Origin of the sequence: Microcystis aeruginosa NIES-843 (genome assembly GCF_000010625.1) — a bacterium.
GTDB lineage: Bacteria > Cyanobacteriota > Cyanobacteriia > Cyanobacteriales > Microcystaceae > Microcystis > Microcystis aeruginosa.
Map to the genome: position 1 here is coordinate 605,122 of NC_010296.1, position 13,144 is coordinate 618,265.

General features: G+C 42.5%; 17 protein-coding genes and 1 pseudogene. 2 read left to right on the forward strand and 16 right to left on the reverse strand.

What is annotated here, in order from left to right; translation table 11 throughout:
- Nucleotides 1–26: 26 nt before the first annotated feature.
- Nucleotides 27–1,430, reverse strand: coding sequence for a class II fumarate hydratase (gene fumC, locus MAE_RS03070; protein WP_012264271.1), 1,404 nt, complete (start codon nt 1,428–1,430; stop codon nt 27–29).
- Nucleotides 1,431–1,673: 243 nt separating this feature from the next.
- On the opposite strand from fumC, the gene MAE_RS03075 reads away from it, so the two are divergent.
- Nucleotides 1,674–1,961, forward strand: coding sequence for a YggT family protein (locus MAE_RS03075; protein WP_004163125.1), 288 nt, complete (start codon nt 1,674–1,676; stop codon nt 1,959–1,961).
- 4 nt (nt 1,962–1,965) lie between these two features.
- On the opposite strand, the gene gshA is transcribed toward MAE_RS03075, so the two are convergent.
- The 15 genes and pseudogenes from gshA to MAE_RS03145 form a co-directional block, all read right to left on the reverse strand.
- A complete protein-coding gene (gshA, locus tag MAE_RS03080; protein ID WP_004163126.1) occupies nt 1,966–3,120 on the reverse strand; it encodes a glutamate--cysteine ligase in 1,155 nt (384 codons plus the stop codon).
- Nucleotides 3,121–3,159: 39 nt separating this feature from the next.
- On the reverse strand, nt 3,160–3,552 hold the full coding sequence (locus MAE_RS03085) for a pre-16S rRNA-processing nuclease YqgF (RefSeq protein ID WP_004163127.1): 393 nt from the start codon (nt 3,550–3,552) through the stop codon (nt 3,160–3,162).
- Nucleotides 3,553–3,852: 300 nt separating this feature from the next.
- Nucleotides 3,853–4,272 (reverse strand): helix-turn-helix domain-containing protein, encoded by a 420-nt coding sequence (locus MAE_RS03090; RefSeq protein ID WP_004163128.1) that lies wholly within the window; start codon nt 4,270–4,272, stop codon nt 3,853–3,855.
- Nucleotides 4,238–4,342 (reverse strand): annotated as a pseudogene (locus MAE_RS36310) (type II toxin-antitoxin system HigB family toxin); the annotation flags it as partial. The pseudogene MAE_RS36310 and the gene MAE_RS03090, both read right to left, overlap by 35 nt.
- 221 nt (nt 4,343–4,563) lie before the next feature.
- Entirely contained in the window at nt 4,564–4,758 is a 195-nt protein-coding gene (locus MAE_RS34670) for a DUF3368 domain-containing protein (protein WP_004163130.1), read from the reverse strand.
- A gap of 57 nt (nt 4,759–4,815) precedes the next feature.
- Nucleotides 4,816–5,034: a hypothetical protein gene (locus MAE_RS34675; RefSeq protein ID WP_004163131.1), complete on the reverse strand. Its 219-nt coding sequence runs from the start codon at nt 5,032–5,034 to the stop codon at nt 4,816–4,818.
- Entirely contained in the window at nt 5,031–5,333 is a 303-nt protein-coding gene (locus MAE_RS03105) for a UPF0175 family protein (protein ID WP_004163132.1), read from the reverse strand. The genes MAE_RS34675 and MAE_RS03105 overlap by 4 nt, the downstream gene beginning before the upstream one ends.
- Before the next feature lie 683 nt (nt 5,334–6,016).
- Nucleotides 6,017–6,367, reverse strand: a complete 351-nt coding sequence (locus MAE_RS03110; RefSeq protein WP_012264278.1) for a PIN domain-containing protein — start codon at nt 6,365–6,367, stop codon at nt 6,017–6,019.
- 432 nt (nt 6,368–6,799) lie between these two features.
- Nucleotides 6,800–7,054 carry a hypothetical protein gene (locus tag MAE_RS03115; protein ID WP_002782656.1) on the reverse strand — a complete coding sequence of 85 codons (255 nt, stop codon included), beginning with the start codon at nt 7,052–7,054 and terminating at the stop codon, nt 6,800–6,802.
- 96 nt (nt 7,055–7,150) lie between these two features.
- Nucleotides 7,151–7,390: a hypothetical protein gene (locus MAE_RS03120; RefSeq protein WP_004163133.1), complete on the reverse strand. Its 240-nt coding sequence runs from the start codon at nt 7,388–7,390 to the stop codon at nt 7,151–7,153.
- Between the two features lie 75 nt (nt 7,391–7,465).
- Nucleotides 7,466–9,412, reverse strand: a complete 1,947-nt coding sequence (locus MAE_RS03125) for a pentapeptide repeat-containing protein (RefSeq protein ID WP_004163134.1) — start codon at nt 9,410–9,412, stop codon at nt 7,466–7,468.
- 5 nt (nt 9,413–9,417) lie between these two features.
- Nucleotides 9,418–9,702: a DUF2103 domain-containing protein gene (locus MAE_RS03130; RefSeq protein ID WP_002732155.1), complete on the reverse strand. Its 285-nt coding sequence runs from the start codon at nt 9,700–9,702 to the stop codon at nt 9,418–9,420.
- 2 nt (nt 9,703–9,704) lie between these two features.
- On the reverse strand, nt 9,705–9,998 hold the full coding sequence (gene clpS / locus MAE_RS03135) for an ATP-dependent Clp protease adapter ClpS (RefSeq protein ID WP_004163137.1): 294 nt from the start codon (nt 9,996–9,998) through the stop codon (nt 9,705–9,707).
- 55 nt (nt 9,999–10,053) lie between these two features.
- A complete protein-coding gene (locus MAE_RS03140) occupies nt 10,054–11,187 on the reverse strand; it encodes a glycosyltransferase family 4 protein (RefSeq protein WP_004163138.1) in 1,134 nt (377 codons plus the stop codon).
- A gap of 95 nt (nt 11,188–11,282) precedes the next feature.
- Nucleotides 11,283–11,945, reverse strand: coding sequence for a 4'-phosphopantetheinyl transferase family protein (locus tag MAE_RS03145; protein WP_004163140.1), 663 nt, complete (start codon nt 11,943–11,945; stop codon nt 11,283–11,285).
- 110 nt (nt 11,946–12,055) lie between these two features.
- On the opposite strand from MAE_RS03145, the gene MAE_RS03150 reads away from it, so the two are divergent.
- Complete coding sequence (locus tag MAE_RS03150; protein WP_004163141.1) at nt 12,056–12,997, forward strand: serine hydrolase; 942 nt, start codon at nt 12,056–12,058, stop codon at nt 12,995–12,997.
- Nucleotides 12,998–13,144 lie beyond the last annotated feature (147 nt).

The following is a 13,144-nucleotide window of genomic DNA, read 5'->3' on the forward strand; positions in this document are numbered from 1 at the left end:
TTTACGGTAGTCAACCCCTCAGAGAATTAACCATCGGCAACGTAGGGATTGACCATCTTAGCGGGGTCAACAATGCGATCAAAATCCGCTTCCTTGATGTATCCCAGTTGCAAGGCTGCCACTTTCAGGGTTAAATCCTTTTCTAGGGCATAATGAGCGACGTAGGCAGCCTTTTGGTAGCCAATCACGGGACTTAAGGCAGTCACCAGCATCAAGGATTGATTTAAAAAAGTCTCAATTTGTTTTTGATTAGCAGTCATCCCCTTAACCAAAAACTGACAGAAATTAGCGCAACCATCAGTGAGCAAACGGATAGACTGCATGAGATTATGAATCAACAGCGGTTTATAGACATTCATTTCCAGATGTCCTCCGGCGCCTCCCATCGTCACCGCTAAATCATTAGCCATCACCTGCAATGCTATCATCGATAAAGCTTCGCATTGGGTGGGATTAACTTTCCCCGGCATAATTGAAGAACCCGGTTCGTTTTCCGGCAGCTGTAATTCTCCTAATCCACAACGGGGACCACAGCTAAGTAAACGGATATCATTAGCAATTTTATACAGGGAACTAGCGATAGTTTTCAATCCCCCGCTCAAGAAAACTAGAGCATCGTGGGAACCTTGCACGGTAAACTTATTAGGGGCGGTAATAAAAGGTAATTTGGTCAGATTAGCGATTTCGGCAGCCACATCTCGATCAAAATCTGGGGGAGCATTAATTCCCGTACCGACGGCAGTTCCTCCCAAGGATAAACGATAGACTTTTTCTAGACATTTTTCTAGCCAATCGCTGCCATCATCCAATAAACCCACATAACCGGAGAATTCTTGTCCGAGGGTTAAAGGGGTGGCATCCTGTAGGTGAGTGCGACCAATTTTAACTATATTTGCCCATAATTGCGCCTTTTCATCGAGACTATTCCGTAATAGTTGCAGACTGGGAATTAATTTTTCCTTGACTGCCAAGGCAACGGCAATATACATGGCCGAGGGAAAGGAATCATTAGTCGATTGGGACATATTAACATGATCGTTGGGATCCACGGGAGTTTTGCTACCCAGAGGATTCCCCGTCAGTTGACTACAACGATTGGAGATGACTTCGTTGATGTTCATGTTAAACTGGGTGCCACTTCCCGTCATCCAAACGTAGAGGGGAAAGTTATCTGCGTGTTGTCCGGCTAAAATTTCATCGCAGACTTGACAGATAAGGTTTTTTCTCTCCTGACTGAGACGATTTTTTTGCTGATTGACAATCGCACAGGCTTTTTTGAGAATGGCATAGGACCCGATCATCTCCCGGGGCATGAGATTATCACCGATACTAAAGTATTGTAGGGATCTTTGGGTCTGCGCTCCCCAAAGTTTATCGGCAGGGACGGGAATTTCTCCCATGCTGTCTTTCTCGATGCGAAATTCTGTCATCTTTTAAGTTACTTCTGCATCTGGCCTGAAAAGAGAGGGTCTCCAGGGCGACACGGATCCCCATTATAAGAAAAGTATAAGTCAAGTCTGGCTGGTTTGTCAAGCCCTATCGGGACTTTTTATTGGCGGCATTTTTACCCGGGAGGTTGACAAGAATAACTGGCAGGGTGCTGGGGCGATTATGAGACAAAAACTGTTATATTTTAGGGAAGATAATCGGTAAAAAAGACGGGATTGGAGACTATGGACACAGCGATCGCATTAAGTTGGACATTGGCAATTATCTTAGGGTTGATGACCCTTTTGTTTATCTTACGGATCGTGCTGACTTGGAATCCACAGGTAGATTTAAATAGCTTTCCCTTTAATATTATTGCCTGGCCCACAGAACCTTTTTTAATCCCCGTGCGTAAACTCATACCCCCCTTAGGAGGAGTTGACATTTCTCCAATTATTTGGGTGGGAATTTGTACGCTGCTGCGGGAAATTCTTCTCGGTCAACAGGGTTTAATTACCATGGCCTTAAAATAATTATTCACGCAACTAGAATATGCTGACATAATTTATGTTCTAACTCTCGTTCCTGTTCTTCTAGGGTAATAATCGCCTGTTTGATAATACTTTTAACATCCATACCTTGGTCGTATTGTTTTAACCATTGTTGTGCAGTGTTACCTTCGCGGAGGATTTTTTGTAGGGGAGAGAGGAAACAACTAAAACCCTTTTCTTTAGCGATCGGATAAACTTGAACATAGAGGTCTTTAATCCAATCCCTAGCTAAGATTTCTCGGCCATCGTACCAATGTCTCAGGGTGGCATCAAGACTAAAACGAGCGGCAGCCTGTTCGTTTTCTTGGGTTAAAGTTAATAAATCCTCGCTGCGATTGCTGCTGGGTAATTGACTTAAAATTAAGGGGTCTAATTGGGGAGCTTGTAAAAGTTGAGTTAAACGGGCCTCTAAAAAAGCCATAACTGCTAATAAACTAATAGGATTAGCAATCAGGTCACAAATTCGCAATTCTAGACGATTGAGATTATAGGGACGATTGCTACCGTTAGGACGTACCGACACCCAGAGATGACGAACATTCTGCATCGTACCGAGTTTTAATTGTTCCTCGGTCCAAGTGACAAAATGTTGATGACTTTCAAAGAGGGGAACATAAGCGGGAGTTTGGGGGAAAACTTGCCAACGACGGGAATGGGAACCGGTGATTTTACCGTCGAGAAAGGGAGAAGAAGCACTTAAAGCCAAGTATAAAGGAGCTTCTAGGCGAATTAAGCGACAGGCACGCATTAAATCCTCATAATCGCTAATACCGACGTTAATATGAATACTGGCCGTGACTACATTAGTGCCGTAGGTCTGTTCAATATAGTCATGATAGGGATTGTGGGGGTCACTGCGATAAAAATGTTGACTATCGCCCAAGGAGAGGGTACTGCCAGGGATGAGGGTATAATCGCCTAAACGACGCAAATATCGCCGTAGAGCGAGACGAGGTTTTAAAGTAGCGCATAAAAGACGGTCATAGTTAGTCATGGGAGCCGTAGTATATTCTACGTTACGACTATCCGGTTCCCGGACAAAACCATCTAAATCCTTGACAATGCGATCGGATAAACCGATAATTTCTCCGGCTGCTGTTCCGGTGTACATTTCCACTTCAAAACCTTTACTTAGGAGCATCGTCAATTCACCTTGCTGTGTCTATTTTGTAGTGTGACATTATTTGGACTGTAAATGACGTTCGATCAGCAGAATCGCCACTATATCATCAATGGGGCGATCGGGAAGACGCATACCTTGGGGGATGAGTTTCTGTAATCCTTTGGGGGGGAACATTTGCCAATAGCGATCGCGCGCTTCTAGGGTACTATTGCGTTCATCTACTAGAGTAATCGGGATGGTGATACGAGCGGCAATTTTTTGGCGCCAACTTTTCGAGGTGGTTTGGTTCCCCATCACCAATAATTCGAGCGGATATTGTTGACAGAGACTAGCTAAACGCTCGATCGCTTGTGACGATGCTATCACCTCATGGGTATAAATTTTCCCCGTCGATGACCTGACCGCGATCCCACATTTATCCTTACCCGGATCAAAACCGAGAATACACATAGTTTTTATCTCCTGCAGCAGTGGTCGGTTTTATTAAATCACTAAATTAGGGTCTTGGGTGTTGGGGTTTTAGCAGGGTAAGCGCATCTGAACAATCCTTGACAAAATTAACTTTATGTGAGTTGCTTACCCACGATTCAGGCATATTTGAGGAGAATTTGCCATCTCAATTGTTAAGCAAAAATCGACCAAATGGGTCGAGTTCATGACTAGGGTTTGCGGCAAAAAGTTTCTCCTGGGGGGAGGGTGTGGGGTGTAGGGTGTAGGGTTATAACCAAGCATCACCTATATAGCACAAATTTACTGAGTAGATAAAAATAAACTTGAGTCAACGTGAAAAAACTGTCCTAACTTTACAGCTTGTTTTTCTGTTATTATTTGTTGGCCAATAAGAATATCAGAAACTATTGTTTTTGAACCTAGTATATCTGATAAATCTTTTTCTTGTAAGTTGTTAGCTTCCATGAGTTCCCAGAGTATTGAATGGGGTTCTGATTCTTCAAGGGGATAATGATCTTGTTCGTATTTTTCGATTAAAGTCAAGAGTAAATTTAACAAGGTGGTTTCTTCTAGACTGCGATTTTCTCGATGAGATAAGGCCTCAGCTAGGTTAATAGCCTGTTCGTTTTCTGCATCGTTTTCTATTACTTTTGGTAGATACTCGGCTAGTAACCTTCCGTAGGTATCACGGTTCAAAGTAAGGGTCATTTTTCCCCTCATCTTTGTCATACTCCGCGTGAGTCAAAATGTACTTGATGTAAATTATTTGATCTTTGTAAACGATATCTACTGGCTCCGGTCGTGCCGGCAAGAAATAACCCACCGTCTGACCCTGGCAAGTGACGGCGATGGGAGTAGTAGAACTCAAATATTTGGCGAGATGATCCTGGAATTCTCCCATTCCGATTTTTTCTAGCAGAGACTATTGCTTTTCCCGCTTGTGTACTGTTGTGTAGATAATTTTAGCAGAAAAATCTAACGGTAAAGAATCTTAAGTTAGCGTCAGAACATCTATTGCTGCCGCAAAAGTCGTTCGAGTAGGCTGGGTGCAACCCAAAAGCCAGCTTCTTGGAGACGTTCAAAGGTTACTCTTAAATCGAGCAATCCGAATTGGGCAGCATCTTTGACAATGCCCAAAAGTCCAATAATTCTTAAGCCACGCTCCGAAGCAATTTGCCTCCCTGCTTTGTCATCTAAAATAATCAATTCAGCTTCAATTTGCTCTGCTAGTAAAATCGCTTCTTGCTCACCCGGATCGAGTTTTTACAATCCTGACCTTGAGGATGTCCTAACAATTTCAATCCGGAGCCAATCAGGGGGGTTAGCAATCCAATTGCGAACGATAGATGGAGATTCTGAGGCCTTTAATTCATCAGCTACAGCTTCAGGAATGACCACAAGCTCATACAGTTCTTGTAGGATCATAATTTGGTCAATTAAGAGCAGGTAGCAAATCGGAGAAGTGTCAGAAACAACTATCATTTCGCTCTGAGTTCTTTGAGAGTTTGCAAATCGCGTTCCAGTTCAGTTTCATCATAATTCAGATAGACTCCCATCCGCTTTAAAAAGGCATGAGTTTCTAACCGAGAAGGTAATTGAAGGATGCGTCCAACTTCGGCCGTACTCAAGATACCGGCACGGTAAGCATCAGCAATAACCATTTCCAGCAGTTTATGAGCCAAATTATCGCCTGTTTGACCTAATCTCTGGGCGATTTCGTCGGGAATATCAACAGTGATTTGCATAAAATTATCGGAGTCGCTACCAGTTAGTTCTATCATAGGTGAAATAGATGGCTCTTCCAGTTTTTGTGTGGAAGGAAGAAGAATAGGGATAATTTGGGTGCATCTCAATTTGGTCGAAATATCTATAGGACATTTTGGGCGCACACAGTTCGATAAACTCACTGACCACAGTGCGGCCCTACCATTGGCGTAATAATATTATTGTAGGGGCGAATTGCCTTCGCCCTCAGGGTTTGCGGCAAAAAGTTTTTTGTGGGGGCGGGGTGTGGGGTAGGGTTGTTTCATTCCCTCAAATGTCATTCTCTGCAATCCAACAGAGTTTTTAGATTTATTCAGCAAGCTCTATCTAGGGTTTGCTGAATAAGTACGGGCGAAGCATTCGGATAGAAAATCTACCTTTTCACCGATAGGTTATTGTCCGAATGCTTCGCCCCTACAGGACGCGGGCCGATGAAGACGCAAGGTTTTGAACGACGATTCTCTCAAAATCTTGCACCTGTTTCGCTCGTAAAGCCCCAAAACCTTTACTTTGCCTACATTTCAAATTTATTCAGCAAACCCTATCTAGCCGGTCTGAGATTAACCCTAGCCAAACTCATCCAACGCTTGCAAAGTTGGGAAGCGCACCTAGCCCAGGGCGACACCCACCGACTACGGCGGGATATCTTCGATTCTTACGAATTCACCAGAATATCGGATATTGTTGTGATCGCCGTCGCTCACTCACCGAAATACAGGTGAACCAGATTGCTCGTCCAGGTTGCCACCCCCGTGCCGAAAAAATCCGCGTCTTCCGTCCAGATCGGGCATTCCAGCAATAAAGCCAGCGCCACGACTGGCCAATCGTCCACATCCCGCGCGGCGATGCGTTTTCTAGCCTCCCCCTCGTAAGAAGCGTACAGGCTGTTATCCACGATCCGCACCCAACCGGTCAAACCTTCCAAGACTGCCATCGCGTCCTCGCTCCCTAGGTCGCGTTTCTCGAAAAGAATCGGTAAATATCGCCTTGCGTCGGCGTAACAGCGATCGGTCGTGAAAAAATCTACCGTGGGAGCGAACCGAGCGATCATCGGAAATTTTGGGTCTGAAACCCCGCCGTTCTAGGTTGGCTTTACGTTAGAATTAAAAGGCCAGTCTCGAAAACCAAGTGGACGGCGCAGCACCTTGAAAACTCGGCTTAGGGGGTTCCGACCAGAAAAGCTTGGCCGGGTAAAAAGTCGCGCGCAACAAGTACAAGAAGCTATAGGCGGTCAACGTACCGTGGGACACACGGAATCGGGCTTCTGAAATGGGGCGAAAGTCTGTGGACTCTGTGTAAGACAGTACATGGTTTTTTAACTGTGGTATGCGACGGTGGTGGAAGCAGAAACTTAAATCGTGAGGTTTAGGAATCGCCGCACTTTTAGGGCGGCGAGGATGTCAACTCCCGTACCTTTTTCCCCAACACGGCACGGATGAGAATATTGGCATCCAGAACGATTCTTTTCGTCATGGCAGAAAGCCTAACGCTCGCCTTCGCGGAGTTGACGGAATTCGCGAACGAGCGCATCTTCAGAAAGTCCCTGTTCCCGTAAAAGCGCATCCAACCTCTCGGCGGCGCGTTTTAACCCATCGATCTCCGCTTCCGATGGCTCCGGTCGTGCCGGTAAGAAATAACCCACCGTCTGACCCTGGCAAGTGACGGCGATGGGAGTAGTAGAACTCAAATATTTGGCGAGATGATCCCGGAATTCTCCCATTCCGATTTTTTCTAGCATAGACTATTGCTTTTCCCGCTTGTGTACCGTTGTGTACATAATTTTAGCAGAAAAATCTTAGGTTGGGGACGTGCTAACTCGCTGATAATGTTAGTATCACACAGGAATGTCATTTAAGCTTTCTGCAAATGGATTAGAACGATCTTGGCGAGGAGGAACTTCTATAGTATAGTTTTCTTCAGCACAAATTTGTCGCAATTCTGCTAAAGCTTGGGCTAGGTTATCAAAATCTGTTTGAGTTTCATGGGCAGCTAATTTCTTCTCTAAGAGCAATCTTTCTTCTTCAGAAAGGGATTGGATAATTTGGACGAGAGATTCAATCAATTTGGCATTCATGTTTTTTTCCTCTTTCCACTCATATTTCTGTTACCCAAAACAAAAAGATAACTGCTGTATTTAAATTGTTACAGTTTATTTTAAATAAATCAAGAGATTTAACCCCGGAATCGTGCGCGAGAGAGTCCAGATAAGGAGAGTGATATAAAAGATGCCGATACCCCATTGATACCAAACTAAAAAAGAAATGATAGCGGGTAATTCTTGATCGCGAACTCGCCAATCATTAAAGCCTAATTTTAGCAAATTATTGAGACTTAAATCGTAATAATTTAACCAATTCCAACGCTTTTGCCAAGGAATAGGAGTATAACGATCGCGAAAGAGGGGAAATTCGGGAACCACGGGTAAACGGGTTATTAATAAGCGTAATTGTCGCATACTACCATCTTGCAAAAAATAGGAACTATCCATTAAATCGTGATAGCGTCCCCGACGATAAAGTTCGATAACTAAAATTAAGGGTAAGGGGACAAGAATTAGGGCAATAGCTGTTAAAGTTAGTAGGGGACGACTGGCAGATTGCAGGATATTAAACACACCTGAAAGGGTGAGAATAATATAGCTAGTTACCATACAAAAGATTTCATAACGATTAGGAATTACCGGTTTAGGAGTGAGACGACGCACGCGATCAATTAACCAAAATAAACAGCCAAAATAGGCAAAAATTATGATTCCTGTACCGAAAACTAAACTAAAATTTGTACCATCTTGACTTAAAAGTAATAGTAAAGCAAGGAAAGAAGTATGCAGAAAATCAGCTACCCAAGTGAGGTTAATTAGGCGAATAACTGAGATATTATTCAGTTTTTGTTTTAACTGTTGAAATCGCAATTTTTCGGTTTTGTATTCAATTTGATTGGCATCGGCAATTTGTTCTAGGGAGCGAAAATTACGAACTAAATTTCTTAAAACTGTCTCATTTCCTGTTAAAGTTGGTAAATAAATTGCTTGACCAATTACTCCTCTATCTCCCAGTATTTTCGCTTTATCGGAATCAAAAGCTAATCCTGATACACTCAAATAACTATTTTTAGTAAAAGTGGAATTACTAAAATCTACCTGATCTAAAAGTTTCACATCTTGAAAACTAACGACACCATTAAAATAACTAGACCGGAAAGCGCCTGATTTTTCAAAAGTGGCATTTCTAAAGGTTAATAAACTTAAAAATCTACTCTTAGAAAATAGCGGACGATCTCGCCATTGACTTTGGGAAAAATTGGCTTCCTTTTCCCAGAAAGTACGGGTAAAATCTGCGGGTTTATCGTATTTAGTTTGATCAAAATAAGCTTCGGCAGTAAAATGACTGCGATGGAAGTTAGTAATACTTTTAAAATGGGCCGTGCGAAAGATAGCTTTATTTAAAAATTGACTTTGACTAAAATTTACATCTCCCATAAAAGTGGCTTTGGTAAATTTCGCTACCCTAGCAAAACGCGATTCTACCCAATTACTTTCACGACTAAATTTTGCTTCCATTACTTCGACAATTTGCAGAAAAAAAGTCTTAGAAAAGTCCACTTCTCCCATAAATACGGTTCCCTGCAACTTCACCGGTCCGCGAAATACTGTGACATTAAAAACCGGTTCATCGCTATCGAATAAAAAATTTTCGTCCTGTTGTAATAACTGTTCTTCCGTGGGTGATAATAAGGTAGCGAGAGCCACTTTTGTTAAAGGAGTCGGTAAACCCAGACGGGAAGCGATAAAATTGCCTTGAATTAAGGAATTACTAAAATCTAAACCTAGGGGTTGTTTAGCGCGATTAATTTGACCTTGAATCTGTTGATAAAATTGTTCTTGTAGTTCTTTATTTTCATCGCGGATATCGATAACTAAATTGGCTAAATTAATGGTAGTCATCCCTTCTTTAAGGACGGGTGCGCTTAAACGTTCCTGCAATAAAGTTACTGTTAAAGGAACCCTATCCACTACTGCCAAACTAGGGAGAGAATGTAAACAGAAAAACAGAAAAACAATGATTAGTAACCAGCAGCCTTTCAACAACGCACCCACGACAGTTATTTTCCTAAACAAGCTTGGATAGCCATTTCTAAATCCTCTTGGTTTAAATCGGTAATAACAAAGACCTCCTGAACACTTTTTCCTGTCCTCGCAATCAGCTTAAAACCACCACGAATCGGCACTGATATCCGCAATTGTAACCGCGGACAATGACCTTTTGAGCGAGAAAGTACCCCCGGGGTGACAGTGGTGATTCCCTGATAAGTAATTAACTTTTCTAATACCGCAATCAACCCCGGAATATGAGTAGAATGATTCCAAACTAAGCGACCATTATTCATAATTATGCGGCCTCTAGGGGAGCCATGGTTAATCCTTCCCGTCGCAATTGTTGGTGATAAAGTTCCGCTTGTTCTTGGGGACCGGTCCAGACAATTGCCTGTCCTTGGTAGTGAACTTGATTAGTTAATTCCCAAGCTCGATCAGTAGTCATATCCGGGATATATTTAATTAAACAATTGGCCACATGATCGAAGGTGTTAAAGTCATCGTTGAGAACAATAACTTTATAGTTGGGATAAGTCTTTTTGACCACTTGGGTGGACTTATCTAAGGTGGTACTGGGTGCGCTGGACATAAAAGTTACAATAGGTCAAGGTTTTTGCAATTAAATTCGAGCATTTTGACAACAATTAAGCGGCAAAAGCCACAGTATTATTATTCAAAACCCGGTGATAGTAATTTAATAACTGTTTGGTGGCCGCTTGCCATGCCCATTTTTCCGCTTCTAGACGCGCATTTCGTCGTAATTCCTCTCTTTCTGCCTTGGCGGTTAGTAATCTTTGGGTGGCACTAATTAAACCTTTTTCATCCCTAGGATCGAAGAGATGACCATTAACTCCATCGGTGACAATATCGGGAATTCCCCCCGAATTTGCCGCCACCACCGGACAACCGGCAGCCATGGATTCTAAAAGTACCAAACCGAGGGTTTCTGTGCGTGAGGGAAAAAGAAAAGCATCTGCGGAAGCAAAAGCGGAGGCTAATTCTAACCCCTGTAAATAACCGACAAAATGGGTATTTGTGTCGGCAAAATGACTTGTTAAAGCTTCCCGATGGGGACCATCTCCCACAATGGCAAATCTTGCTTCGGGAATCGCTTCTAATACTGGTTTAATGCGATCGATTTCTTTTTCGGCCGACACTCGACCAACATATAATAAGAGAGGACTATCGGGGTTATTTTGGGATAATTTCAGTCTCATAGCTGGGGATTTTAAATGAGGTTGAAATAATTCCGTATCGACTCCCCTTTGCCAAAGCTCGACCTTTTCAATGCCACGACTAGATAATTCTTGCACCATAGCGGTGGAAGTGCAGAGATTTAAACTTGCTTGATTGTGGGCCAATTTTAATAATTCCCAGAGTAATCCTTCTAGGGAACCTAATCCATAGTGTTGTAAGTATTGGGGGAGATGGGTATGATAGGAAGCGACGAGGGGAATGTTCATAGTTTTGGCAAAATAAATGCCTCCCACCCCTAAAATAGCGGGGTTAACCACATGAATAATATCAGGTTTAAACCTCTCTAAAGCTTGACCGACTGAAGGCCGGGGGAAAGCCATTTTTAATTCCGGATATAGGGGTAAGGGAATCCCTGTAACTCCATGAATTTTAGCACCTTTGTAATCCTTTAAACCGCCATCGGGAGAGAAAACTAATACCTGATGACCTAATCTTTGTAGGTGTTCCACGGTATGTTTAAGACGGGTGACAATGCCATCAATTTTCGGTAAGAAGGTTTCTGTAAAAAGAGCAATTCGCATAGAGAAAACAAGGTTAAGTAATAATTAAGGACAAGCTTTTTGAGATAGCTAGGAATAATTACTGAATTTCTCAAGGCAATTAACTCCCCAATTAATCATAGATCAGAAAGGCCAAAGGTTTTAATCACTCGATCGCTACCTTCGATAACCACCGTCGCTCGATAATTATCGCCGATTGCTGCCGTCCATAATTGCCATTCCCCCGCCACATTGTCTAATTTTAAGGGATTGAGGCCTACTTCCACTCGATCGAGTCCCCCGCTAATTCCCGTTCCCACTGCCTTTAAATAAGCCTCTTTTGCCGTCCATAACTGAAAAAATAGCTTTTCCTTCTCCGCAGACTTTTCAACAAGCTCGTGTTCCCTAGCACAAAAAAATCTTTTTGTCAAGCTATCTAAATCTTTCATCTGGCGCATTTTCTCTAAATCTACCCCGATGCGAGCGGTTAAAGTCAAGCCACAGATTGCCATCTCCTCGGAATGGGAGAGATTAAACTGCAATTGATAGTTAATACTCGGTTTTCCCCGTTCACTGTAGATAAACTCGATTTTTTCGGGACTTATCGCCAAATATGACCCTAAAATCTCCCGTAAACACCCCCTAGCCACCAAAAAACGCCGCTTGTGTTCGGGAAAATGGTAACGATTAGCTCTAATTATTTCATCTTCCGAGAGCAAAGAAGCCAGTGTTTCTAGTCTATCCCCAGAGGGATCAAGACTGATAAAATAGAGATGAACCTCATCGGTAGATATAAACATTAAACTCAGAAGCGATCAAATAATTAATTATCGGTAAATTTTACCGTAAAATGAGAATTGCCGACTCAAGAATTTATCCACCTTCTAACTCTTGACTTTGCAGCACACCTATGAACTTTTTTCATACTGAAGACCATCTCCAACAGTTCGGTACAGATATTTTAGAAACAACTTGGCGAGAATTTCCCCAATTAGCTCAAGAACAAATCGCCCTAACTTGGATAGTATATGATCCTCCCGTTATCGTCAACACGGGGGGAGCAATTTCTCACGAAGAATTCTGGAAATATTCCCCCCGCGGATTTAGTTATCGAGGACAAGAAAGAACCTATCCCGCTAGTTTAGTGAAATTATTTTATCTAGTAGCGATTCATGAGTGGTTAGAAGGGGGAATGATTCCCGAAAACACCGAATTAAATCGCGCCATTCGTGACATGATTGTTGACTCTAGTAATGATGCTACCAGTTTAGTTGTAGATCTGGTTACGGGAACCACTAGCGGTCCAGAAATTGCCGCCGGTCCCTTTGAAACTTGGAAGCAACAACGCAACATAGTTAATCGTTATTTTCAATCCCTAAATTGGCCAGAATTAGCGACAATTAACGTTAATCAAAAAACTTGGTCTGATGGTCCCTATGGACGTGAACGCGCTTTTTTAGGGGAATTAATGGAGAATCGCAATATGTTAACTAGCAATGCAGTGGCGCGTTTAATTCATACTATTATCGGGGGGATTGCGGTTTCTTCCCAACGTTCCCAGATGATGATGTCTTTACTAAAACGTAGTCTTAATCCTGCTGATTGGACAAGTCAAGGAGATGAGACACAAATCTTAGGATTTCTGGGACAAGGATTACCAGAAAATAGTCAAATTTGGTCAAAAGCTGGTTGGACAAGTCAAGTGCGTCACGATGCAGCCTATATTGAAATTCCCCATCATACTCCCTATCTCTTGGTGGTATTTACCGAGGGAAAAGATAACAGTCAAAATCGCTCAATTTTACCTTTTATTTCCCAGAAAGTAGCCGAGAAAATTATGCAGATCCATTAATTAAGCTGTGGGTAGGATGGTTTTCTCTGTCATTGCCAAAAGTGCTAGATAAACATCCTACTGCAATAAATCCGTAAATTTACCGATGTGCATCTCAATATACAGCTTTTCTGGGATAGATGGGGTTCGTTCTTGCAGCTGAAATAC